21 protein-coding genes are annotated in these 23,347 nt (G+C 73.2%); 20 read left to right on the top strand and 1 reads right to left on the bottom strand.

The window, feature by feature from the left end:
- The first annotated feature begins 4 nt into the window (after window positions 1–4).
- The 17 genes from ABD832_RS08580 (at window position 5) to ABD832_RS08500 (ending at window position 17,816) form a co-directional block, all read left to right on the top strand.
- Window positions 5–478 (top strand): DMT family transporter, encoded by a 474-nt coding sequence (locus tag ABD832_RS08580; protein ID WP_344890864.1) that lies wholly within the window; start codon window positions 5–7, stop codon window positions 476–478.
- The gene (locus ABD832_RS08575) at window positions 475–1,098 is read left to right on the top strand and encodes a GntR family transcriptional regulator (protein WP_344890861.1); all 624 of its coding nucleotides are present in this window, start codon (window positions 475–477) and stop codon (window positions 1,096–1,098) included. Before ABD832_RS08580 ends, ABD832_RS08575 begins: the two co-directional genes overlap by 4 nt.
- Before the next feature lie 58 nt (window positions 1,099–1,156).
- Window positions 1,157–1,507 (top strand): hypothetical protein, encoded by a 351-nt coding sequence (locus ABD832_RS08570; RefSeq protein ID WP_344890858.1) that lies wholly within the window; start codon window positions 1,157–1,159, stop codon window positions 1,505–1,507.
- 238 nt (window positions 1,508–1,745) lie between these two features.
- Window positions 1,746–3,215 carry a sugar transferase gene (locus tag ABD832_RS08565; protein ID WP_344890855.1) on the top strand — a complete coding sequence of 490 codons (1,470 nt, stop codon included), beginning with the start codon at window positions 1,746–1,748 and terminating at the stop codon, window positions 3,213–3,215.
- The gene (locus ABD832_RS08560; protein ID WP_344890852.1) at window positions 3,215–4,282 is read left to right on the top strand and encodes a glucose-1-phosphate thymidylyltransferase; all 1,068 of its coding nucleotides are present in this window, start codon (window positions 3,215–3,217) and stop codon (window positions 4,280–4,282) included. The genes ABD832_RS08565 and ABD832_RS08560 overlap by 1 nt, the downstream gene beginning before the upstream one ends.
- A gap of 76 nt (window positions 4,283–4,358) precedes the next feature.
- A complete protein-coding gene (locus ABD832_RS08555; protein ID WP_344890849.1) occupies window positions 4,359–5,594 on the top strand; it encodes a methyltransferase domain-containing protein in 1,236 nt (411 codons plus the stop codon).
- Window positions 5,591–6,388: a sugar phosphate nucleotidyltransferase gene (locus ABD832_RS08550; RefSeq protein ID WP_344890847.1), complete on the top strand. Its 798-nt coding sequence runs from the start codon at window positions 5,591–5,593 to the stop codon at window positions 6,386–6,388. Before ABD832_RS08555 ends, ABD832_RS08550 begins: the two co-directional genes overlap by 4 nt.
- Window positions 6,385–7,035 (top strand): PIG-L deacetylase family protein, encoded by a 651-nt coding sequence (locus ABD832_RS08545; RefSeq protein ID WP_344890844.1) that lies wholly within the window; start codon window positions 6,385–6,387, stop codon window positions 7,033–7,035. Before ABD832_RS08550 ends, ABD832_RS08545 begins: the two co-directional genes overlap by 4 nt.
- A 5-nt stretch (window positions 7,036–7,040) precedes the next feature.
- Complete coding sequence (locus ABD832_RS08540; protein ID WP_344890841.1) at window positions 7,041–8,084, top strand: NAD-dependent epimerase/dehydratase family protein; 1,044 nt, start codon at window positions 7,041–7,043, stop codon at window positions 8,082–8,084.
- Complete coding sequence (locus ABD832_RS08535; protein ID WP_344890838.1) at window positions 8,081–9,478, top strand: DUF4910 domain-containing protein; 1,398 nt, start codon at window positions 8,081–8,083, stop codon at window positions 9,476–9,478. Before ABD832_RS08540 ends, ABD832_RS08535 begins: the two co-directional genes overlap by 4 nt.
- Window positions 9,475–10,641 carry a hypothetical protein gene (locus tag ABD832_RS08530; protein ID WP_344890835.1) on the top strand — a complete coding sequence of 389 codons (1,167 nt, stop codon included), beginning with the start codon at window positions 9,475–9,477 and terminating at the stop codon, window positions 10,639–10,641. The genes ABD832_RS08535 and ABD832_RS08530 overlap by 4 nt, the downstream gene beginning before the upstream one ends.
- A 26-nt stretch (window positions 10,642–10,667) precedes the next feature.
- Complete coding sequence (locus ABD832_RS08525; protein ID WP_344890832.1) at window positions 10,668–12,341, top strand: lipopolysaccharide biosynthesis protein; 1,674 nt, start codon at window positions 10,668–10,670, stop codon at window positions 12,339–12,341.
- A 104-nt stretch (window positions 12,342–12,445) separates the two neighbouring features.
- Window positions 12,446–13,339 carry a glycosyltransferase family 2 protein gene (locus ABD832_RS08520; RefSeq protein WP_344890829.1) on the top strand — a complete coding sequence of 298 codons (894 nt, stop codon included), beginning with the start codon at window positions 12,446–12,448 and terminating at the stop codon, window positions 13,337–13,339.
- Window positions 13,340–13,408: 69 nt separating this feature from the next.
- Window positions 13,409–14,302, top strand: a complete 894-nt coding sequence (locus ABD832_RS08515; protein WP_344890826.1) for a phytanoyl-CoA dioxygenase family protein — start codon at window positions 13,409–13,411, stop codon at window positions 14,300–14,302.
- Window positions 14,303–14,458: 156 nt separating this feature from the next.
- Complete coding sequence (locus tag ABD832_RS08510) at window positions 14,459–15,565, top strand: collagen-like domain-containing protein (protein ID WP_344890823.1); 1,107 nt, start codon at window positions 14,459–14,461, stop codon at window positions 15,563–15,565.
- A 75-nt stretch (window positions 15,566–15,640) separates the two neighbouring features.
- Entirely contained in the window at window positions 15,641–16,363 is a 723-nt protein-coding gene (locus tag ABD832_RS08505; RefSeq protein ID WP_344890821.1) for a hypothetical protein, read from the top strand.
- Between the two features lie 7 nt (window positions 16,364–16,370).
- Window positions 16,371–17,816 (top strand): O-antigen ligase family protein, encoded by a 1,446-nt coding sequence (locus tag ABD832_RS08500; RefSeq protein WP_344890818.1) that lies wholly within the window; start codon window positions 16,371–16,373, stop codon window positions 17,814–17,816.
- On the opposite strand, the gene ABD832_RS08495 is transcribed toward ABD832_RS08500, so the two are convergent.
- Window positions 17,755–18,303, bottom strand: a complete 549-nt coding sequence (locus ABD832_RS08495) for a dTDP-4-dehydrorhamnose 3,5-epimerase family protein (RefSeq protein WP_344890815.1) — start codon at window positions 18,301–18,303, stop codon at window positions 17,755–17,757. The genes ABD832_RS08500 and ABD832_RS08495 overlap by 62 nt on opposite strands.
- 360 nt (window positions 18,304–18,663) lie before the next feature.
- Between ABD832_RS08495 and ABD832_RS08490 the strand changes: the two genes are divergently transcribed.
- The 3 genes from ABD832_RS08490 to ABD832_RS08480 are packed head-to-tail and all read left to right on the top strand — an operon-like array spanning window position 18,664 to window position 23,302.
- On the top strand, window positions 18,664–19,401 hold the full coding sequence (locus ABD832_RS08490; protein WP_344890812.1) for a WecB/TagA/CpsF family glycosyltransferase: 738 nt from the start codon (window positions 18,664–18,666) through the stop codon (window positions 19,399–19,401).
- Window positions 19,398–21,734, top strand: coding sequence for a glycosyltransferase (locus ABD832_RS08485; protein ID WP_344890809.1), 2,337 nt, complete (start codon window positions 19,398–19,400; stop codon window positions 21,732–21,734). The genes ABD832_RS08490 and ABD832_RS08485 overlap by 4 nt, the downstream gene beginning before the upstream one ends.
- A complete protein-coding gene (locus ABD832_RS08480) occupies window positions 21,731–23,302 on the top strand; it encodes a hypothetical protein (RefSeq protein ID WP_344890806.1) in 1,572 nt (523 codons plus the stop codon). The genes ABD832_RS08485 and ABD832_RS08480 overlap by 4 nt, the downstream gene beginning before the upstream one ends.
- Window positions 23,303–23,347 lie beyond the last annotated feature (45 nt).

Below are 23,347 nucleotides of genomic sequence, written 5' to 3'. Positions count from 1 at the left end.
GCAGGTGCGCGCCGACGGTGTCCTGCTCGCCCTCCTCGGCGGCCTGCTGTACGCGTTCTACGCGGTCACCGCGGCACGCGCGATCGGCGCGGGAGCGTCCTCGGATGCGGTGATGGGACTGATGTTCGGCGGCGCCGCGCTCGTCATGGTCCCGGTCCTGCTGTGGACCGGCACCGGCTGGCTCGCCGAGCCGCGCGGCCTGCTCACCGCCCTCTACCTGGGCTGCGCCACCACCGCGCTGGCCTACCTGCTCTACGGCAGGGGCCTGCGCACCACGCCGGTCGCCACCGCCGCCACCCTGGCGCTGGCCGAGCCCGCGGTGGCCGCCCTGCTCGGCGTGGTGGTGCTCGGCGAGAGGCTCACCCCCGTGTCGGCCGCAGGGCTGGTCCTGCTCGGCGTCAGCCTCGTCGCGGTCGCCCTGCCGGACGGGGACACGGCCGGAAGCGGCGGCCGGAGGGCAATAGGGTCGTCGGCGTGACCCTGCCGCTGCATCCCGTCTCCGCCGTCGGCGCGCTCGCCGACGCCCTGCGCCGGCGGGTGCTGTCCGGCGAGATCGCCCCCGGCACGCCCCTGCCCGAACAGGAGCTCTCGGCCCTGTACGGGGTGGCCCGCCCGACCGTCAGGGAGGCGCTGGCCGTGCTCGTGCACGAGGGGCTGCTGCGGCGCGAGCGTCACCGCAGCGCCCACGTGGCCGAGGTGAGCGTGGCCGACCTGGACGACCTGATGTTCGTCCGGCGCCCGCTGGAGGACCTGGTGGCCACAACGCTGGCCGGGAGACGGGTGGCGGAGGCGGACGAGGCGCTGGCCCGGATGGCGGCCCTGCCCGCCGACGCCCCCTGGTCGGAGGCGGTGGCCGGGCACATGGCGCTGCACCAGGCGCTGGTGGTCGCGGTGGGCAGCCCGCGGCTGGAACGGCTCTACGGCATGCTCGCCGCCGAGACCCGGCTGGGCCTGGTGCGGCTGCGCGAGGTCTACCCCGACCGGCACGTGCTGGTCGCCGAGCACCGGGACCTGCTGGACGCGATCGCCCGCGGACCGCGGGAGGCCGCGAGAAGGGCGGTCGCCGTCCATCTCGACCATCACTGGGGCGATCGATAGGCATCGATGTGCATGGCTCTATTGCACGCGGAGCCCGGGAGTCGTCACAATCGCGCCCATGCACGGCAACTCAGTGCCGGACTCCTACGTGTACGTCACCGAAGAAGGCGTGACCCGCCACTACGCGGACGGCAGCGTCGACGCCCTCGCGTGGGAGGACGTCGTCGAGGTGCGCGTGACGGAGGAGCCGGACTCCGACATTCTGTACATCCTCCTCGACCGGCAGGGCCAGGGATGCGTGGTGCCCGGCTCGGCGACCGACGCGACCTTCCTCGCCCGCCTGCGCTACCTCCCGGACTTCGACCTGGAGCGGCTCGGCGCGGCCGTGGAGTCCGCGCGCGACGACTACGTCGTGGTCTGGCGCAGCCCCGAGCCGCCGTCGGCCCTTCCGGATTTCGAATACGACTAATTTAGAATTAGTTACATTATCGAATGGCCAAACGTACATGTTTGGATCGTTCCGTCAAGGTGCGTCTTACGCTGCTGCTCGGCCGATAGTGGACAGTTGCCACTATTCCCCCGCCCAATAGTGATCACTAGTATTTCCCTGGTATCGAGGCCTCCGGCCTATCGGGAATTCGTTGACCACTGAAATGTGATGCGCGGTGATTCACGCCGCCGCGTCCGGGCGTCGTGGGCGAGGTGGCATGAGAGCGGAGATCGAGGAGCTCGCCCTCGGACTGCCCCGGAGGCCGGCACGGACCGCCTCCAGCATCTGGACGCACTCCTACGTCCGCATCCTGCTCGCCGGGGACGTCGCGTGCTCGGTGATCGCCTGTGAGACGGTGCTGGGCGTCCGGCTCTGGCTCGGCGCGTACATCCCCGAGGCCGAGGCGCTGCTCGGGCTGGGACTCGCCCTGGTCTGGCCGCTGGCACTGGTGGCCGGGGGCGCCTACCGCGGGCGTACGCACGGGGAGGGCAGCGACGAGTTCCGCGCCGTCTTCAACGGCGCGGCGGGCCTGACCGCGGCCGTCGCGATCGGCGCCTACGTCACCCAGACCCCGATCGCCCGCAGTTTCGTCATGGCGATGTTCCCGCTGGCCTGCGTCCTCACCGTCGCCTTCCGCTACCGGATGCGCAAGCGGCTGCACCGCAGGCGCGCCCGCGGCGACTACATGCGCCAGGTGGTCGCGGTCGGCCACCGCGAGTCCGTGCTCGACCTGGTCATCCAGCTGCGCAGGCAGCCGCACCACGGCATGACGGTCGTCGCCGCGTGCCTGCCCACCGGCCCCGACCCGCTGACGCCCGGCCTGGTGGAGATCGACGGGATCCCGGTCCTGGGCGGCTTCTCCGACGTCGCCACGGTGGTGGCCAGGGTCGACGCCGACGCCGTCGCCGTGCTGGCCTGCCCGGAGCTGGACGGCGCCGCGCTGCGCAGGCTGGCCTGGGGCCTGGAGGACGCCCGCACCGACCTGTTCGTGGCCCCGGCGCTGATGGACGTGGCCGGCCCGCGCATCAGCATCAGCCCGGTGGCGGGGATGCCGCTGCTGCACGTCGAGCACCCCGACTTCCGCGGGGTCCGCCGCCTGGCCAAGAGCCTCTTCGACCGGACCGGCGCGCTGATGGCCCTGCTGGTCCTGGGCGCGCCCATGTTGGCGATCGCCGCGCTGATCCGCGCGACGAGCCCGGGTCCCTCCCTCTTCCGGCAGGTCAGGGTGGGAAAGGGCGGTGCGGAGTTCCGGGTGGTGAAGTTCCGCACCATGGTCGCCGACGCGGAACGGCTCAGGCTCGACCTGGAGCGCGAGAACGAGGTCGACGCCGTGCTGTTCAAAATCAGGAACGATCCAAGGGTCACCGCGGTGGGCGCCTTCCTGCGCCGCTACTCCCTCGACGAGCTGCCGCAGCTGCTCAACGTGCTGCGCGGCGAGATGTCGCTCGTCGGCCCGCGCCCGCCGCTGCCCGACGAGGTCAGGCAGTACGGCGAGGACGTGCGCCGCCGCCTGGTCGTCAGGCCCGGCATGACCGGCCTGTGGCAGGTGAGCGGGCGCTCGGACCTGACCTGGGAGGAGTCGGTCCGGCTGGACCTGCGCTACGTGGAGAACTGGTCGCTCTTCCTTGACCTGCAGATCCTGTGGAAGACCTGGAGCGCCGTCACCGGCGGAGAAGGGGCCTACTAGTGAGAGCACTCGTGCTCGCCGGCGGCTCGGGCACCCGGCTCCGGCCGATCACCCACACCTCGGCCAAGCAGCTCGTGCCCGTGGCCAACAAGCCGGTGCTGTTCTACGGCCTGGAGGCCATCGCCGCGGCGGGCATCCGCGAGACCGGGGTCGTGGTGGGCGACACGTACGCCGAGATCGAGGCGGCCGTCGGCGACGGCAGCGCGTTCGGCCTGGAGGTGACCTACATCCGCCAGGCCGCGCCGCTGGGCCTGGCCCACGCGGTGCTCGTCGCCCGCGACTACCTCGGCGACGAGGACTTCGTCATGTACCTGGGGGACAACTTCATCGTCGGCGGCGTCAGCGACCTGGTCGAGCGGTTCGCCCGCGAGCGGCCCGCCGCCCACATCATGCTCACCCGCGTCGGCGACCCCGGGCAGTTCGGCATCGCCGAGCTGGACGCGGCCGGCCGGGTGGTGGGCCTGGAGGAGAAACCGGCCGTGCCCAAGAGCGACCTCGCGCTGGTCGGCGTCTACCTGTTCACCGCCGCGATCCACGAGGCCGTGGCCGAGCTCAAGCCCTCCTGGCGCGGGGAGCTGGAGATCACCGACGCCCTGCACTGGCTGATCACCGCGGGCCGCAGGGTCGAGTCCACCGTCATCTCCGGCTACTGGAAGGACACCGGGAACGTCACCGACATGCTGGAGGTCAACCGGCTGGTGCTGGAGTCCCTGGAGCCCAGGGTGGACGGCCGGGTGGACGGCGCCAGCGAGCTGATCGGCCGGGTGGTCGTCGAGGCGGGCGCGCGGGTGGAGCGCTCCCGCATCGTCGGGCCCGCGGTCATCGGCTCCGGGGCGCGCGTCCTGGACAGCTACGTCGGCCCCTTCACCTCGATCGGGGCGGACTGCACGGTCAGCGGCAGCGAGATCGAGTACTCCATCGTCCTGCCCCGGTCGTCGATCGCGGGCGTCTCGCGGATCGAGGCCTCCCTCATCGGCCACGACGTCGAGGTCACCCCCGCCCCCGCCACGCCCCGGGCCCACCGCCTGGTGCTGGGCGATCACAGCAAGGTCCAGATCAGCTCGTGACGACATCCGGCGGGACACGCGGGGCGACCCGTCCGCGACCACTCGGGGCCGTGCCCCGGAACGAGAGGGCACGTCCATGACACCCTGCAGGCTGTGCGGCTCGGCGAGCCTGGTCAGCGTCGTCGACCTCGGCGCCACGCCGCCGTGCGAGCGCTTCCTGACCGAGGCGCAGCTGGAGGAGCCCGAGGTCACCTACCCGCTGCACCTGCGGGTCTGCACCGGCTGCCGGCTGGCGCAGATCCCGCCGCTGATCACCCCCGAGGAGACCTTCACCGAGTACGCCTACTTCTCCTCGTACTCGACCTCGTGGGTGGAGCACGCGCGGACCTTCGTGCACGGGGCGGTGGAACGGCTCGGGCTGGGGTCCGGCTCGTTCGTGGTGGAGGTGGCCAGCAACGACGGCTACCTGCTGCGGCACGTCGCCGATCTGGGCATCCGCTGCCTGGGCGTCGAGCCGTCCGAGAACGTCGGCCGGGCGGCGCGGCAGGCCGGGGTGCCCACCTGGACGGCGTTCCTCGACCCCGCGACGGGCGCCTCGGTGCGGGCCGGGCACGGCCCGGCCGACCTGGTGGTGGCCAACAACGTCTACGCCCACGTACCGGACGTGACCGGGTTCACCCGGGGGCTGCGCGCGCTCGTCGCCGACGACGGCTGGGTCTCGATCGAGGTGCAGTACCTGCCGACGCTGATGGCGGGCAACCAGTACGACACGATCTACCACGAGCACTTCCAGTACTACACGGTCGACTCGGCGCGCGCCGCCCTGGCCTCCGGCGGGCTCCGCCTGGTGGACGTCGAGCGGCTGCCCACCCACGGCGGCTCGATCCGGCTGTGGGCCAGGCCCGAGGAGAGCGCGGGCGAGCCCGGGGAGCGGGTGGCCGCGCTGCTCGCCGAGGAGAAGGCCGCGGGCCTGCACGAGCTGTCCGGGTACGCCGAGTTCGGCGCGCGGGTCGCCCGGGTGCGGCGCGACCTGCTGGCCTTCCTGCTGGACGCGGCCCGGCAGGGCAGGACGGTCGCCGGCTACGGGGCGCCCGGCAAGGGCAACACCCTGCTCAACCACTGCGGGATCCGGCCCGACCTGCTGCCCTTCACCGTGGACCGCAACCCGTACAAGCACGGCAGGTTCACCCCCGGGACGCGCATCCCGATCCTGCCGCCCGAGCGCCTGGCCGAGGAACGGCCCGACTACGTGCTGGTCCTGCCGTGGAACCTGCGCGAGGAGCTCGTCGGCCAGCTGTCCTACGTGCACGACTGGGGCGGCCGGCTGGTCTTCCCCATCCCCGAACTGGAGATCGTCGAGGTGAACCCGTGAAGGTCGTCCTCTTCTGCGGCGGATACGGCAGCAGGATGCGCTCCGGCACCGCCGGCGACGTGCCCAAGCCCATGCAGCTCGTCGGGCCCAGGCCGCTCATCTGGCATGTGATGCGCTACTACGCGCACTTCGGGCACACCGAGTTCATCCTCTGCCTGGGCTACGGCGCCCACCACATCAAGGAGTTCTTCCTGAACTACCAGGAGACGACGTCCAACGACTTCGTGCTCCGCGGCGGACGGGTCGAGCTGCTGTCCACCGACATCTCCGAGTGGTCGATCTCGTTCGTGCAGACCGGGATCACCTCGCCGATCGGCGAGCGGCTGCGCCGGGTCCGCGACCACCTGGACGGCGAGGAGATGTTCCTGGCCAACTACGCCGACGTGCTCACCGACGCACCGCTGCCCGAGATCGTCGACCGGTTCGACGCGTCCGGCGCGGCCGCGTCGATGATGGTGGTGCCGCCCTCGGACACCTTCCACTGCATCGAGCTGGGGGAGCGCGGCACGGTCGGCGGCATCACGCCGGTCAGCGCGATGCCGCTCTGGGTCAACGGCGGCTACTTCGTGCTCCGCCAGGAGATCTTCGAGCACATCCCGGAGGGCGGCGACCTGGTCGGCGACGGCTGCGCCGAGCTGGCCAAGCGGGGCAGGCTGCTGGCCTACCCGCACCGCGGCTACTGGCGGCCGACCGACACGGTCAGGGAACGGGTCGCCCTGGACGAGGCGTACTCGCGCGGCGACCGCCCCTGGGCGCTGTGGGAACGCGGGCCCGCGGCGGTGACGGTCCCGTGATCGGTTTCCGGCCGGCCGCGACGGGCCGGATCGCGCTGCTGGCCGCGCACTGCGACGACCTCGCCATCGGGGCGGGCGGCACCCTGCTCACCCTGTGCTCCGCGCGGCCCGGCCTGACCGTGGAGGCCCTGGTGCTGTCCGGCGGCGGGACCGCGCGCGAGGACGAGGAACGCGCGGCGCTGGCCGACTTCTGCCCCGGGGCCGGCCTGCGGCTGGCCGTGCTCAAGCTGCCCGACGGGCGGCTGCCCGCGTACTGGGAGGAGGCCAAGGCGGCGGTGGAGGAGCTGCGCGCCCGCGTCGACCCCGACCTGGTGTTCGCGCCGCACCGCGGCGACGCCCACCAGGACCACCGGGGCCTGGCGAAGCTGGTGCCCACGGCCTTCCGCGACCACCAGGTGCTCGGCTACGAGATCGTCAAGTGGGACGGCGACCTCGGCCGCCCCTGCGCCTACCAGCCGCTCGCGCCCGAGGTCGCCGAGGCCAAGGCGGACCTGCTGGAGCGGCACTACCCCTCCCAGCACGGCCGCCCCTGGTACGACCGCGAGGTGTTCCTCGGGCTGGCCCGACTGCGCGGCATCGAGTGCCGCGCCCGCCACGCCGAGGCGTTCCACGTCGGCAAACTGACCTTCGACCTGGCTGGAGGGTGAACCCGATGCGCGTGCTGCTGACCGGGCACCAGGGATACCTGGGGAGCGTGATGGCCCCGGTGCTCACCGCCCGCGGGCACGAGGTGACCGGGCTGGACTCCGGCCTGTTCGCCGGGTGCGTGCTGGGCCCCGCGCCCGGCGACCCGCCCGGACACCCCGTCGACCTGCGGGACGTCACCGCAGGCATGCTGGCCGGGACGGACGCGGTGGTGCACCTGGCCGCGCTGTCCAACGACCCGCTGGGCGCGCTGGCGCCCGAGCTGACCTACGACATCAACCACCGCGCCGCGGTGCGCCTGGCCCGGCTGGCCCGCGACGCGGGCGTGCGCCGGTTCCTGTACGCCTCCACCTGCTCGGTCTACGGCGCCTCGGGTGAGGACCTGGTCGACGAGGACGCGCCGCTGCGGCCGGTGACCCCGTACGCCGACTCCAAGGTCCGGGTCGAGGACGACCTGCTGGCGCTGGCCGACGACGACTTCAGCCCGGTGTTCCTGCGCAACGCCACCGCCTTCGGGTTCTCGCCCCGGTTGCGCGCGGACATCGTGCTGAACAACCTCGTCGGGCACGCGCTGCTGTCCGGGCAGGTGAAGGTGCTCTCCGACGGCACCCCGTGGCGTCCCCTGGTGCACGCCGCCGACATCGCGGACGCCTTCGCCCTGGCGCTGACCGCGCCGCGCGAGGCCGTGCACGCCAGGGCGTTCAACGTCGGTGACGAGGAGAACAACCTGACCGTCGCCCGGATCGCGGACGAGGTCGCCGAGGCGGTGCCCGGCGCGGAGGTCGTGATCACCGGTGAGACCGGGGCCGACCCGCGTTCCTACCGGGTCGACTTCTCCCGCATACGGGCCGCGCTGCCCGGCTACCGGACCCGCTGGACGGTCAAGGCGGGCGCGGTCGAGCTGGCCGACGCCTACCGGCGGTACGGCCTGACCTCGGACGACTTCCACCACCGCTTCACCCGGCTGGCGCACCTGGCGGCCCGGCGCGAGGCCGGGACCGTCGACGGCGCGCTGCGCCCGCGCCGGGCGACGGCGGGACGACCGGCGTGAGCGGCATAGACGGCGTGAACGGCCTGACCGACACGGACGGCGTGACCGGCACGGACGGCGCGGGTGGCGTGACCGGTGCGGGCGGCGCCACCGGTGCTGCCGGTGCGGAGGGTGCCGAGGAGGGGCGCGAGATGCACGCCCTGGTGGAGCGGCTCTACCCGATCTGCCGGAGCATCACCGGCGACGGCGTGCGCCGTACCCTGGAGATCGTCGGGGAGTCCCTGCCGCTGCGGGTCAGCGAGGTGCCGACGGGCACCGAGGTCCTGGACTGGACCGTGCCCCAGGAGTGGAACATCCGCGACGCCTACGTCAAGGACCCCTCCGGCACCCGGGTCGTCGACTTCGCCGCGTCGAACCTGCACGTGGTCGGCTACAGCGTCCCGGTGTCGGCGACCATGACCCTGGACGAGCTGCGCGGCCACCTGCACACGCTGCCCGAGCAGCCCGGCCTGATCCCGTACCGGACGAGCTACTACGCGCGGACCTGGGGCTTCTGCCTGGCCCAGGACACGCTGGAGGGTCTGTCCGGCGGACCGTACGAGGTCATGATCGACTCCACGCTCGCCGACGGTCACCTGACCTACGGCGAGCACGTGGTGCCCGGCCGGGTCGCCGACGAGGTGCTCGTCTCCTGCCACGTGTGCCACCCCTCGCTGGCCAACGACAACCTCGCGGGGATCGCCGTGGCCGTCGAACTCGCGCGCCGGCTCGCCGGGAGCGACCCGTGGTACACCTACCGCTTCCTGTTCGCGCCGGGCACCATCGGCGCGATCACCTGGCTGGCGCGCAACCGCGAGCGCGTCGGACGCGTCCGGCACGGCCTGGTGCTGGCCTGCGCCGGGGACCGCGGGCCGCTGACGTACAAGCGCAGCAGGCGGGGGGACGCCGTGATCGACCGGGCCGTGCGGCACGTCCTGCGCACCTCCGGGCGTGAGCACCGGGTGGTGGACTTCTCCCCGTACGGCTACGACGAGCGGCAGTTCTGCTCGCCCGGCTTCGACCTGCCGGTCGGCTCGCTCACCCGGACCCCCTACGCCGGATATCCGGAATATCACACCTCGGGGGACGATCCGGGCTTCGTCTCGCCCGAGGCCATGGCGGACACCCTGGAGACCTGCTGGGAGGTCACCCGGGTGCTGGAGGGCGACCGCCGCCACCTCAACCTCAGCCCGTACGGCGAGCCGCAGCTCGGCAGGCGCGGCTTGTACGGGTCGCTGGGCGGGCGGAGCGACACGCAGGCGGCCCAGATGGCGATGCTGTGGGTGCTGAACCTCTCCGACGGGGAGCACGGCCTGCTGGACATCGCCGAACGTGCGGATCTTCCCTTCGGCACGGTGGCGGAGGCGGCACACGCCCTGCGCGGGTCGGGACTTCTCAAGGAGTGTTCGGAATGACGGGGTCACGGGTCGTGACGGGTGCGCCGGCGGCCGGGGTCCTCGGGCTCCGGGTCGGCGAGACGGTGGAGGTGCTCGGCGAGGCCGAGATCATGGCCACCCTGGACGAGCGGGGGGAGCTGGACGGGCTTCCCTTCATGCCGGAGATGCTGGCCTGGTGCGGGCGGCGGCTCACCGTGCACAAGGTGGCGCACAAGCTCTGCGACACGATCGGCGGCAGCGGCATGCGCCGGATGGAGCGGGCCGTCCATCTGACCGGGGCCCGCTGCGACGGCGCGGCGCACGGCGGCTGCCAGACGGCCTGCCAGTTCTACTGGAAGGAGGCGTGGCTCAGGCGGGTCTCCCCGGACGACCCCGTCTCCTCGACCGGGCCCGTCTCTTTTACCGGCCCCGTCTCCCCGAACGGTTCCGGCCTCCCGGGCGACCCCGGTGACACCGGTGATTCAGGAGGCCCCGCCGGTTCCGGAGGTCCCGGTGGTCTCGGTGGCGACGGTGGTCCGGGACCGGGGCGCGACCTCGCCGCGGGCCGAGCGCTGCTGCCGATCCTGCAGGCCGCCACCCGCAAGGAGCCCGGCCCGGACGGCGAGGAGCGGTTCTCCTGCCAGGCCACCGAACTGCTGCGCGCCGCGCCCACCTGCCTGCCGCTCAAGGACGTCGGGCAGTACGTCGCCGACGTGCGCACCGGGAACGTGGGCGTGCCGTGGATGCTGCGCTCGCTCCTGGTCGGCCTGTTCAACCGCTACCAGCAGGCCGCCAAGCGCTTCCTGCCGAGATGGCTGTGGATCAGGGGCGGGATGCGCTGGGGGTTCGTCAGGGGCGAGGCCGGGGCGAAGACCCCGACGCGGACCCTGGACCTGCGGCCGGGCGAGCTGGTCCGGGTCAGGTCCAAGGCGGAGATCCTGAAAACGCTCAACGGCGACCTGCTCAACCGCGGCATGGGGTTCGAGGAGGAGATGTCGCGCTACTGCGGGCACGTGGCGCGCGTCAGTGCCCGGGTCGAGCGGTGCCTGGACGAGAAGACAGGCCGGATGCTGCGGATGAAGAACCCCTGCATCGTCCTGGAGGGCGTCGTCTGCGCGGGCGCGTACAACGTCAGCTGCCCGCGTGAGTTCGTGCCGTTCTGGCGGGAGATCTGGCTCGAACGCGTCGAGGAACTCGGCTGACACCCACGAGGCGGCGGAAGGCACGGATGGACCAGCGGCAGACACGGGACCCCGGCGCGCACGACCCCGGCGCGCACGGTCCCACCGGCACGCCCGCCGACACGCACGACACCGCCGACACGCACGACCGCACCGGCGCGCACGGTCCCCCCGGCACGCCCGATCCCACCCTCGGTGAGGCGCGCGATCCCACCGCCGACGAGCAGGTGGGGGCGATCGGCGCCAAGGCCGGGCGCGGGCTGCGCTGGAGCCTGCTGGGCAACGTGGGCACCAAGGCGACCACCTTCGTCATGGGCCTGGTGCTCGCCCGGCTCCTCGCGCCCGAGGACTTCGGCCTCTACGCCATCGCGCTCGCCGCGACCACCTTCGTCATGCACGTCAACGACGTCGGCATCATCGCGGCCACCGTGCAGTGGCGCGGCAGGGTCGAGGACATGGCGCCGACGGCGACGGTCATGGCCATGGCGTTCAGCACCGGGATATACGGGATCTTCTGGGTGATCGCCCCGTACTTCGCCGAGCTGGCGGGCAGCGCGGAGGCCACGCCCGTGGTCCGGCTGCTCACCGCGGTCATCCTCATCGACGGCGTCACCGCGGTGCGGGCGGGCTCGCTGATGCGCGGGTTCGGGCACGACCGGCTGACCAGGGCCAACATCGCGGGCTCACTGGTCAACGCCGCGGTGGCGATCACCCTGGCCGCGAACGGCGCGGGCGCGTACAGCTTCGCCGCCGGGCAGGTCGCGGCCAACACGGTCACCGGCGTCCTGGTGCTCGCCTGGGCCGGGCTGCCGTTCCGGCTCGGCTTCGACCGGGAGGTCGCGGCCAGGCTGCTGCGCTTCGGCGCGCCGTTGGCCCTGGGGCTCGGCATCGAGGCGGTGCTGATGAACGCCGACTACGTCATCGTCGGGGCCGTGCTCGGCCCGGTCGCGCTCGGCTTCTACCTGCTGGCGTTCAACGTCTCCAGCTGGGTGCCCAGCGTGATCGGGACCGCGCTGCGCTACGTCACCGTGCCCAGCTTCTCCCGGCTGGCCGAGCAGCGGCCGGAGGCGCTCTCGCTCGGCGTGCAGCGGTCGGTGCCCCTGCTGGTCGCCTCCGTGCTGCCGGTCGCGGTGGTGACGGCCACGCTGGCACCGGAGATCGTGGCGTTCCTGTACGGCGCCACGTGGGCACCCGCGGCCGGTGTCCTGGCGGTGCTCGCGGTGCTGATGGTCGTGCGGATGCTCACGTCCCTGGCCTTCGACGTCCTCACCTCGGCGGGCGCGACCCGGGCGACGGTGTGGATGAACCTGGTCTGGGCCGTGGCGCTGGTGCCCGCCCTGTGGGCGGGGACGCACTGGTACGGGGTCCGCGGCGCCGCGATCGGGCACGCGCTGGCCGGGGTGCTGGTGGCCCTGCCGATGGCGGCGCTGGCGCTGAGCCGCGCGGGGGTGCGCCTGGCCCCGGTGCCACCCACCCTGCTGCGCCCGCTGCTGGGCGCCGCGCTCTCGGCCGCGGTCACGGTGGCGCTCACCGGCGCGATCGCGGGGGTCGCGGGCGGGACGGACGGCGGCCCCGTGCCGCTGCGGCTCTGCCTGGCCGGAGGCGGCGGGCTGCTCGTCTATGCCCTGGTCGTCGTCCCCGCGGATCGGCTGCGCGCGCTCGGGCCGCTCCTGCGGCCCGGACGGCCACGGCGGCTCGGACGAACCGGGCGGCTCGGATGAACGGGGAGAGCGGGCCGGCCGGAGAGACCCCGGTGACCCCGGTGACCCCGGGAACCCCGGCGACCCGGGTGGCCCGGACGAACGGATGGAGAGGAAAGGACCGGATGCCGAACTCCGACACGCTGGTGTCCATCGTGCTGCCCGTACGCAACGGGTCGGATCGGATCGAGGGCGCGGTCCGCTCGGTGCTCGCCCAGGACCACGAGAACCTCCAGCTGGTGATCTCCGACAACGCGTCCACCGACGGCACCGAGGAGATCTGCCGCGACCTGGCCGCGGGCGACCGCAGGATCCGCTACCGCAGGCATCCGGTGAACGTGGGCCTGTTCGACAACTTCGTCGGCACGGTCGCGCTGACCGAGGGGGCGTACTTCCGCTGGGTCGGCGACGACGACCGGCTGGAGCCCTCATGCGTCTCCCGGTCCCTAAGGGCGTTCGCCGAGGACGACCGGCTGGTGCTGGTCACCACGCAGGTCGCCTACACCGGCCCGGACGGGACGGTCGCCACCGCCCCCCTGGACCGGCCGGGGCTGGGCTCGGACGACCCGGCCGAGCGGTTCACCACGATGCTGCGGCTGCTCAACGAGAGCCATCTGCTCGTCGATCCGCTCTACGGCCTGCTCCGGCGCGACCCGACGGCCGCGATCCGCCGCAGGAACATGCTCCGCGAGGACGAGGTGTTCGCGGCGAAGCTGGCGCTGGCCGGGCCGTGGGGGCACGTCCCGGAGGTGCTGGCCCACCGCAACTGGAAGCACGACCCGCTGCCCGCCATCGCCCGCCGCCTGGACGTGCCGCCCTGGCGGGCCCGTTGCTCCACCGTCCTGCAGTGCGCCGAGCTGCTGCGCTGGCTGCGGGAGAGCGACCTCGACCCGTGGCGGCGCCGTCGCGCCCGCGCGGCCGTCCTGGCCATGTACGCGCGCCGCCACCGGCTCACCGCGGCCCGCCGGGGACGCAGGCTCGCCTCGGTCGCGTCCGGCCTCCTCGGCGCCGGGCGGTGACGGACGTCCCCGACCCGCGCGCCCCCCGGCCGACCGGCCGTCCCAGCGACCTCAGTGAGGAGAACCACCGTGACCACCGTTTTCTCCAACAGCGGGGTGGACGACGACACCCGCAGGGAACTGCTCTACGACGGGCAGGTCTTCGTCCACTCGGCGACGCCCGCCTCCGGCCTGCTGGCCGCCTTCGCCCGCGAGCTGGTCGCCGAGGCGTTCGGCGGCCGGGACCCGGAGACCGCCCAGTTCGACATGCCGGTCGAGGAGTTCGCCGAGCTGCTCGCGTCGCTCAAGCCGCGCTTCATCCACCACCCCCGGTGCAAGGAGCTGCTGCCGGAGATCCTGCGGGAGCTGGGCTGCGACCTGGAGCGGACCTACTTCGACGTGCCCAGGCTGCGTACCTCCACCTCAAACGACTACCTGACCTCGGGCATCTCCTACGCCTTCCACCCGCACCGCGACTGCTGGTACTCGGCCCCGTTCAACCAGGTCAACTGGTGGATCCCGGTCTACGCGGTGGTCCCGGAGAACGTGATGGCCTTCCATCCCCAGTACTTCGGCACCCCGGTGCGCAACGGCAGCGCGCGCTACGACTACGCCGAGTGGAACCGCAGCAGCAGGCTCAGCGCCGCCCGGCACGTGCGCGGCGACACCAGGGACCAGCCCCGGCCCGAGGAGGAGGTGACGCTCGAACCGCAGGTCCGGGTGGTGCCGGAACCCGGCGGCGTGCTGGTCTTCTCCGGCGCGCAGCTGCACTCCACGGTGCCCAACACCTCGGGCAGGACCCGCTTCAGCATCGACTTCCGCACCGTGCACATCGACGACGTGCGCGCCCGCCGGGGCGCGCGCAACGTGGACGCGGCGTGCACCGGAACCACCCTGCGCGACTTCGTACGCTGCGCCGACCTCGCCCCGATGCCGGAGGAACTCGCCCTGGAGTACGAGGCGGAGGCCCTGGCCAGGTCCTGAACGGGCCGCCACCCGAAAGCGATCCCCGCCACCCCGAAGCGATCCCCGTGACGCCACAGCGACGCCACAGTGACAAGGAGTTCGTGTGCCACCACCGATACCCACCCCGTCCCGGGCGTCCGGGGCGTCCTGGGCGTCCGGGAGAGCGGGGACGTAGTGGAGTTCTGGAAAACCCTCCTCGCCCTCTCCAGACGGAGGCGGGTCGGGTTCCCGCTGCTCGGCCTGACGCTTCTCACCGCCGCGCTCACCTTCGCGCTGGTGCCCGTACGCCACGTGTCGAGCACGTCCATGGTGCTGACCACGCCTCCGGCCGGAGGGACGCTGGACCCGATCAAGCCGCAGGGGCGCAGCAATCCGCTGCTGCAGTTCAGCGACGGCCTGCGGACCACGGCCGGGATCCTCATCCTGGCCATGAACACCAAGGCGGTCATGGCGGAGCTGGGCGTGACCGAGGACGGCCCCACCGAGGTCGTGATCAACGACGGCCGCAACGACCCCAGCATGATGGGCATCCTGACGAACGGCCCCTTCGTGTACGTGAAGGTGGAGAGCGGCTCCGCCGACACCGTCAGGACCGTCATGTCCCAGGCGCAGGTGCGCCTGCGGAGCGAGCTGACCCGCAGGCAGGAGGTGCTCGGCGCCCCGGCGTCCACCTTCATCGGGCTCGTCGACGTGGTCCCGCCCGGCCCGCCGGAGGCGAACCGCAGCGGTCCCGCGCGGGCCGCGGGCGGCGCGGCGTTCCTGGTCGCGCTCCTCGGCCTCGGCACCGCGTACACCGTGGAGCGCCGCAGGGTGTTCCGGCGCCGCTCGGGCGACGGCCGCGCCGAGGTGCCGCCCCCGGCCACGAGCACGGTCACGAGCACGGCCGCGGACACGGTGCCGGCGGACCCCGCGGACGCGGCGGGCACCGGCGGCCCGGAGGATCCGGCCGGACCGGCGGGCGCGCGGGGGACACGTGGTCGGGGCGTGCAGGGGACGCGGGGTCAGGGCGGGACGGCGGAACGCGGGGACGCGGGCGTCCGGGACGATCGGGAACCGCCCGTCGTCCTCTACCCGGCGCACCCGGCCGGGCGTGGCGCCGACGACCAGGAGAGCGGTGGCCGCGGCGACCGGGAACCGGCCGTCGTCCATCCGGCGCACCCGGCGCAACCGGCGGGCCGGGGGACGGACGGCCCGGAGAGCACCAGGGCCATGAGACGTCGCAGGCGCAGGGCGGCGGCGCGACGGGCGGACGGCACCAGGAGCGCGCGGCGCAGGCGCTAGACGACCCGGCCACCGGACGGGGAGCCACGGTTCCCCGGCCCGGAGGCCCCCATCGGACAGAAGGAAGGAGAGCGCGTGGACTTCTGGGGAACGGTGCTCATCGTGACGCGGCGCTGGTACGTCGCGCTGCCGGCCTTCCTGCTCTCCCTGGCCGCCGCGGTCGGCGTCTACTCGACGATCCCGACGCCCTACGTCTCGAACGCGGTGCTCGTGCTGACCATCCCGCCCACCGGCGGGAGCCTGCCGAGCGACCCCACCCGCCCCAACGGCCTGACCAACCCCCTGCTCAACTTCGACCAGGGCCTGAGCATGTCCGCCTCCATGCTCATCCAGGTCATCGGCACGCCCGAGACGGCGCGGGCGCTCGGCGTGGTGCCCGACGGCGAGACCACCTTCACGGTCACCAACGGCGGCACCAACCCCGAGGCGATGGACGGCGGGCCGTTCGTCTACATCGAGGGCAGGAGCATGACCCCGGCCGGGGCACGGGACATCGTGACGCGCGTCAGGGACCGCGCCAGGATCGAACTGGCCTCCCGGCAGAGACAGCTCGACGCGCCACCGGCGACCTACATCGCGATGAGCGAGATGGTGGCGCCGACCGAGCCGCTTCCCCAGCGCGGGGGCAAGTCCCGCGGGGCCGCCGCGGCACTGCTCCTGGGAGTCCTCGCGAGCCTGGCGTCGGTGTTCTCCCTGGAGAGCTTCCTGGACGCCCGCGCGCGCAGACGGGGGAGCCGGGGACCGGCACCGTCCGCGCCAGGCCCGCGGGCCGTCCGGCCGTCCGCGCTGCGCAGGTGAGGGCCCCGTGACCACCACGCCCGCTGTCGCGTCCCTCGACCGTCCCGGCCTGCGCGCGGCCGACGGGGCCACCCTCGCGGCCACGTTCGCGGTGGTCCTGATGCTCTCGCCCGCGCGGCTGGTCTTCCGCGGGCTGCCGTTCTCGCTCACCCCGGCCGACGCGCTGGGCCTGTTCGCCGCGCTGTGGTGGTTCTGCGCGCACCTCACCGTGACCCTCGGCGCCGCCAAGGGCCCCAGCCTCGTGCGCACCGCGCTGTTCGCGTACGGCGCCGCGATGCTGCTCACCTACGGGTACGCCAGCACCGCCTACCTGCCGCCCGACGAGCTCGACATGGCCGACCACGCCATCGTCCTCGTCGTGGCGATGGTGGGCATCGGGCTGGCCGCGTGCGACGGCGTCCGCGACAGGGAGCGGCTGGACTTCGTCCTGAAGTCTCTGGTGGTCGCCGGCGCGGCCGTCGGGGTCGTCGCGGCGCTGCAGTTCGTGTTCGAGTTCGACCTCACCAAGTACCTCGACTTCCCCGGGTTCCGGTTCACCGCCGAGCTGCCCGCGATCCTGGAGAGGAACACGCTGCGCCGGGTCGCGGCCACCACCGGGCATCCCATCGAGCTCGGCGTGGTCTGCGCGATGATCATGCCTCTCGCGCTGCACTACGCGTTCGGCGCCCGCGACCGGGGCACCCCCGCCCTGCGGTGGTGGCTGTGCTGCGCGCTGATCGGCGCCGGGCTGATGTTCTCGGTGTCGCGGTCGGCGGTGCTCGGGATCGCCGTGGTCGCCGCGGTGCTGATGGCCGGGTGGCCGGCGCGACGGCGGTTCTGGGCGATGATCGGCGGCGCCGGCTTCCTGGTGGTGACGAAGGTGGCCGTCCCCGGCCTGCTCAGCGTCTTCCTCGGCCTGTTCACCAGCCTGTCGAGCGATTCGAGCATCCAGTACCGGACCCATGACTACGCGGTGGCGGCCACCGAGATCGGGAACCACTTCTGGGTCGGCCGCGGGCTGGGCACCTGGTACGCGCCGAAGCACCTGATCTTCGACAACCAGTACATCCTGTCGCTGGTGGAGACCGGCGTGATCGGCCTGGTCGCGTTCTCCGCGATCTTCCTGGCCGGGATCCGGGCGGCGCTGCGCGCCCGCCACCTCAGCTCCGATCCCGGGGTACGGGACCTGGGCCTGAGCCTGGCGGCCTGCCTGGTCGTGCCCCTGGTCGGGGCGGCCACGTTCGACCTGCGCTCGTTCGCCACCGTGGCCGGGCTGTCGTTCCTGATCATCGGGGTCACCGGCGCGCTGCTGCGGACCACCCGGCGGGCGCGCGCCCCCGCGCCCGTACCCGCACTCCTCACCGGGCGTGCCGGTGGCGACTCCGGAGAGCCGGGAGATCCGGGAGAGGAGGTCAACCGGCCGGACGGCCGAGCAGATCCGCCCAGGAGCCGGCCGCCAGATCGCGTTCGCTGATCGCGGTGACCGGCAGCGGCCAGTGGATGCCGAGATCGGGGTCGTCGTAGCGGACGGCGAGGTCCTCGGCGGGGTCGTGCTCCCGGTCGATCCGGTAGCAGACGTCCGCCTGATCGGTCAGCGCCTGATAGCCGTGCAACAAGCCAGGAGGAACGTAGAGATGAACGAACGCCTCATCGTCGAGGACGACCGACATCCGGCGGCCGAAGGTGGCCGAGTCCGGCCGGGCGTCGACGAGCACGTCGTGCACGGCCCCACGGGCGCACCGGACGAGCTTGGCCTCTCCCCGGCCTCCCCTGCCGTGCAGGGCCCGGATCGTCCCCCGGCGGGACCGCGACTGGCTGTCCTGGATGAAGGCGGCGGGCCGCAACCCGTGGGCTGCGGCGAGCGCGGTGTCGAAGGTGCGGGTGAACAGCCCGCGGTCGTCCCGGTGCGGGGTGGGGACGAACAACAGGACACCGTCGATCTCTGCGCGTTCGACTCTCATGGGCCCATCCTTCCCGTTCCGGGTGCCGTGGACCATGGGCGAGCGGCCTCCGGCACCCGGCAGAACGGATCCTCGCGGTACGGGTCCGGACAGAACGGTTCCGCGCACGGCGGCTCCTCCCCGGGCGGTGTCCTGGAGAACGGTTCGGCATGGAGGGGGTTCCGCCAGAACGGTTCCGCGTGGAAGGAACCCGGGCAGAACGGCTCCGCGCAGGGCCGCTCCCGGAACGACCGTCCGGAGACCGGGTCCCGGCAGAACGGATCCTCGACGGCCGGGCCGTCCGTTCCGGCGCCTTCCCCCGTACCCGCGTCCCCGTCCGTCCCCCCGCACGCACGCGTCCGGATCGGTGCCGTCGAGGTCATGGCGCTCAGCGAGGAGGAGCTGCTGGACCGGGTGGCCGACGGATGGCGGAGCGGGCAGGGCGGCGCCATCGTCACCGCTAACGTCGACATCGTCCGCGCCGCCACCCGCGATCCCGCGCTGGCCGCCCTGGTCGGCCGTTCCGAGATCGTGGTCGCCGACGGCATGCCGGTGGTCTGGGCGGCGAGACTCGCGGGCCTGCCCCTTCCCGGACGGGTCACCGGGGCCTCGCTCGTCCACTCCCTGACCGGCCGGGCCGCCCGCGAGAACCGCTCGGTCTACCTGCTCGGCGGGGAACCCGGCGTACCCGAGGCCGCGGCGCGAGCCCTGACCGCGCTCCGTCCAGGCCTGCGGGTGGCGGGCACCTGCTCGCCCCCCTTCGGGTTCGACGGGAATCCCGGGGCGGTGCGCGAGGTGGTCGCCCGGGTGCGTGCCGCGGAGCCGGACCTGGTCCTGGTCGGGCTGGGGTTCCCCAGGCAGGAAAGGATCATCGAGGCCCTCCGGGCGGAGTCACCGCGCGCCTGGTACCTCGGCTGCGGGGCCGGCATCCCGATGGCGGCCGGGCGGTTCCGCCGGGCACCGGTACCGCTCCAGCGGATGGGGGCGGAGTGGCTGTACCGGCTCGCGCTGGAACCGCGCCGCCTGGCCGGCCGCTACCTGCGCGACGACGCGCCGTTCGCCCTCACCCTCCTCGCGGCCGCCCTGCGCGACCGTCTGACCTCCCGGAGCCGTCGATGACACCCGAACGTCCCGACGGCACCGGCGCGGCCGTTCCCGACCGGCCCCCGCTCGCCATAGTGATCGTCACCTACGCGAGCGGCCGGGTCGTCGAAGGATGCCTGAGCTCGCTGGAGGCGGCACTGGCCGGTGCCGGTCCGGCGCGGGTCATCGTGGTGGACAACGCCTCGCCCGACGACACCGTCGAGCGGGTACGCAGGGCCGCTCCCTGGGCGGAGGTGGTCCAGACCGGCCGCAACGGCGGTTTCGCCGCCGGGGTGAACGCGGGCATCGCCGCGGCGGACGGCTGCGACGTGTTCGTGCTCAACCCCGACATCCGGCTCGCGCCCGGCTCGGTGCTCCCGCTCCGGCGGGCGCTGGCCGTACCGGGGACCGGGGTCGTGGCTCCCCGCCTCACCTCCGAGACCGGGGAGCTCCACCTCTCCCTGCGCAGGCGTCCCACCGTGACGAGGGCACTGGGGGAGGCACTGCTCGGCGGGCACCGGGCCGGGCGGATCCCGGCGCTGGGCGAGCTGGTCGTCGATCCGGCCGCCTACGACGGGCCGCGGACGGCGCGGACGGCCGACTGGGTGACCGGAGCGGCCTGGCTGGTCTCCCGCGCCTGCCTGGACGCCCTCGGCCCCCTGGACGAGCGCTACTTCCTGTACTCGGAGGAGACCGAGTACATGCTCAGGGCGGGACGGGCCGGGTTCGCGATCCGCTACGAGCCCGAATCCCGCGCCGTGCACCTCGGCGGGGAGCAGTCCGTCTCCAGCCGGCTGTGGGCGATCTCGGCGGCCAACCGGGTCCGGATGCACCGTGAGCTGCACGGCGGGCCGCGCGGACTGCTGATGCGGCTGGCCGTCGGGCTCAACGAGCTGATCCGGGGGGTCGCCCGGGGTCGCGAAGGAGGGCGGCGGCATCGGGCCGCGCTGCGGGAGCTGGTCGTGATGCGCAGGTGGCCGCGCCTGCCCGCCGAACCGGGCTCCGCGGCGTCCGCAGCCTCCCCGAGCTCCGCGGGCTCCGCGGGCTCCGCGGGCTCCGCGAGCTCCGCGAGCTCCGAGGGCCCGGCGGCCGGTGACGCGCCGGGTTACATCTGCTTCTCGGCGCAGGACTGGTGGTACCACAACCGGGCGCACTCCGACTTCCAGCTCATGCGCTCGATCGCCGCCCGCCGCAAGGTCCTGGTGGTCAACAGCATCGGGATGCGCATGCCGCTGCCCGGCAGGTCCACCCAGGTGCTGCGGCGCGTCGGGCGCAAGTTGCGCAGCGTCGCGATGCTCGTCCGGCGGCCGTTGCCGGAGCTGCCCGGTTTCCACGTGATGTCCCCGCTGCCCCTGCCCTTCTACGGGTCCCCGGCGGCCCGGCGGGTGAACGCCCTGCTGGTCCGTACCCAGGTGCGGGTCGTGGCGTGGGCGCTGGGACTGCACCGGCCCGTGATCGTGGTGACCATCCCCACGGCGTGGGACGTGGTACGGCCGATGCGCAGGCGGGCGCTGGTCTTCAACCGCTCCGACCGGCACTCCTCGTTCCCCGAGTCCGACCGGAAGACCATCGAGACGCTGGAGCGGGGCCTGCTGGAGGGCGCCGACCACGTGCTCTACGCGAGCCGCGCGCTGATGCGCGAGGAGATCCCGATCACCGGCGACCGGGCGTACCTCCTGGACCACGGGGTGGACGTCGACCACTTCCGCAGGTACCCGGAGAGCGAGTGGCCCGCGGACCTCCGTGCCGTCCCCGGGCCGCGCGTGGGGTTCTTCGGCGCGCTGGACGACTACCTGGTCGACGTCGGCCTGCTCGAACGGCTCGCCGTCGAGCTGCCCGGCGTCTCGCTGGTCCTGATCGGCGACGCGACCGTCCCGATGGACCGGCTGACCCGGCATCCGAACGTGCACTGGCTGGGTTTCAGGCCGTACGAGCGGATCCCCGCCTACGGGTCGGGATTCGACGTCGCGATCATGCCGTGGCTGGACACCCCGTGGATCAGGAACTCCAATCCGATCAAGCTCAAGGAGTACCTGGCGCTCGGCCTCCCGGTGGTCAGCACCCCCTTCGAGGAACTCACCGGGTACGCCGACCGGGTGAGGATCGCCACCGACGCGGACCTCTTCGTGGAGGCCGTACGCGTGTCACTGCGCGAGGGGGGCCCGCTACCGGCCGAGGCCCTGCGCGACTCGGTGCTCGGCGCGTCCTGGTCCTCCCGCGCCGAGCGGCTGACGGCCCTCGTCGAACCGTCCACCGGCCCGCCCGCCGCGCCGACGTCCGCGTCGATACATGAACCGGCGACCGAACCGATGACCGAACCGGTGCCCGAGCCGCTCGCCGGACCGGCGCCGGGCAGGGTCGCCTCATGAGCCCCCGAGAGCGAGGACGGACGCCGGGACGCGGACAGACGACCGTACGCGAGACCGGACGGTCGCTCCCGGTCCTGGCCGGGGCGGGAGCGGTGACGCTGGCGATGCTCGGCTCCTGCGCGGTCGACGCGCCGGTCGGCGGGGCCCGTCCCCCGTCCACCGGTGCCACGGGCACCTCTCCCGCGGGCGCGTCCCCCACGGACGCCCTCTCGCCGGACGCCTCCCCCTCGTCCGGCGTCCTCCCGACCGGTGCCCCCTCGTCCGGCGTCCTCCCGACCGGTGCCCCCTCGACCGACGTTCTCCCGACCGGCGTCGGCTCGAAGGGCGGCACGTCGGCCGCCGGTCACGCCTGGTCGGCCGCGGGCCCTCCCGCGACGGCCGCGCGGGTGCCGTGGGAGGGCGGCCCCGCCTACTACGGGCGGTTCGCCGCCCCGGCGGCGGCGGGCTGGACGAAACCGTCGTTCTTCCCGGTGGGCGTCTGGTTCGAGTCGGTGATCACCCAGGCCGACGTGGACAAGGACAGGGCGGCCGGGATCAACACCTACGTGGAGCTGACCGGCACCTCGAACATGGCGCTGGTCCGCAAGAACGGCATGTCGGCGCTGACGAACGTCCCCCTGCCCGGCCACGGGAAGGAGACGGTGGGCTGGCTGCTCGACGACGAGGTCGACATGTGGGCGAAGGCCGGGGACGCGCCGTGGACGGGCAAGCACCCCGGCGAGGGTCCGCTGTGCATTCCCGAGAACAAGGGGTGCGGCTTCACCGTGCTGCGCACGCAGAAGAACCGGTTCCCCCGGGGGGACGGGAGGATGCACTACGCCAACTTCGGCAAGGGCGTGATGATGTGGGAGAGGGACGCGGACGCCGCGACGTTCGTCAACTACTTCACCGACGTCGTCTCGTCGGACGTCTACTGGTACACCAGCGCGAGCGTCTGCCTGGACGGCAAGAACTTCCTGTCCATGCCGGAGTCCCGGTGCCGCCGGGCCGCCAACTACGGCGCCGTCGTCGACCGCCAGCGCGAGCTGGACGCGCTGGACGGACGCCTCCAGCCGATCTACGGCTTCGTCGAGGTCGGCTGGCCCGCCGAGAACGACACCCGGGCGATCGAGCCGCAGGAGGTGACGGGCGCGGTGATGAGCTCACTGATCCACGAGGCGCGGGGCATCGTCTACTTCAACCACAACTTCGGCGGCCCGTGTCACTCCCAGCACGTCCTGCGCGAGAAGTGCGGGGAGAAGATCAGGCCCGCGGTGGCCGAGATCAACCGCAGGATCGCGAAGCTGGCGCCCGTGCTGAACACCCAGTCCTACCGGCACCGCTTCGGCCCCGGCCTCGACACCATGCTGAAACACCACCGGGGCTCGTCCTACGTCTTCGCGATGCCCCGGGCCGCCACCGCCCCCGGCAGGCGCACGCTCACCCTGCCCCGGGGGATGCGGGCCTCACGGGCGGAGGTCCTCTTCGAGAACCGGTCGGTACGGATCGACCGCAAGGGCAGGTTCACCGACTCCTTCGCGGCCGAGCACTCCCACCACGTCTACCGGATCACCCTTGAGAACTCTTGACGGAATGAGGCCGCCCGCGTCGGGGGAGCACGATCGGTCGTCGGA

It is taken from the genome of Streptosporangium longisporum (assembly GCF_039534895.1).
Lineage (GTDB): Bacteria > Actinomycetota > Actinomycetes > Streptosporangiales > Streptosporangiaceae > Streptosporangium > Streptosporangium longisporum.
This window is presented reverse-complemented; position numbering and strand designations above follow the sequence as displayed.

What these genes read in the sequence shown, in the direction of transcription:
- ABD832_RS08570 (WP_344890858.1), top strand. Translation starts at nt 1,157, where the DNA reads ATGCACGGCAACTCAGTGCCGGACTCCTACGTGTACGTCACCGAAGAA.
- ABD832_RS08565 (WP_344890855.1), top strand. Translation starts at nt 1,746, where the DNA reads ATGAGAGCGGAGATCGAGGAGCTCGCCCTCGGACTGCCCCGGAGGCCG.
- ABD832_RS08555 (WP_344890849.1), top strand. Translation starts at nt 4,359, where the DNA reads ATGACACCCTGCAGGCTGTGCGGCTCGGCGAGCCTGGTCAGCGTCGTC.
- ABD832_RS08540 (WP_344890841.1), top strand. Translation starts at nt 7,041, where the DNA reads ATGCGCGTGCTGCTGACCGGGCACCAGGGATACCTGGGGAGCGTGATG.
- ABD832_RS08530 (WP_344890835.1), top strand. Translation starts at nt 9,475, where the DNA reads ATGACGGGGTCACGGGTCGTGACGGGTGCGCCGGCGGCCGGGGTCCTC.
- ABD832_RS08525 (WP_344890832.1), top strand. Translation starts at nt 10,668, where the DNA reads ATGGACCAGCGGCAGACACGGGACCCCGGCGCGCACGACCCCGGCGCG.
- ABD832_RS08520 (WP_344890829.1), top strand. Translation starts at nt 12,446, where the DNA reads ATGCCGAACTCCGACACGCTGGTGTCCATCGTGCTGCCCGTACGCAAC.
- ABD832_RS08495 (WP_344890815.1), bottom strand. Translation starts at nt 18,303, where the DNA reads ATGAGAGTCGAACGCGCAGAGATCGACGGTGTCCTGTTGTTCGTCCCC.
- ABD832_RS08490 (WP_344890812.1), top strand. Translation starts at nt 18,664, where the DNA reads ATGGCGCTCAGCGAGGAGGAGCTGCTGGACCGGGTGGCCGACGGATGG.
- ABD832_RS08485 (WP_344890809.1), top strand. Translation starts at nt 19,398, where the DNA reads ATGACACCCGAACGTCCCGACGGCACCGGCGCGGCCGTTCCCGACCGG.
- ABD832_RS08480 (WP_344890806.1), top strand. Translation starts at nt 21,731, where the DNA reads ATGAGCCCCCGAGAGCGAGGACGGACGCCGGGACGCGGACAGACGACC.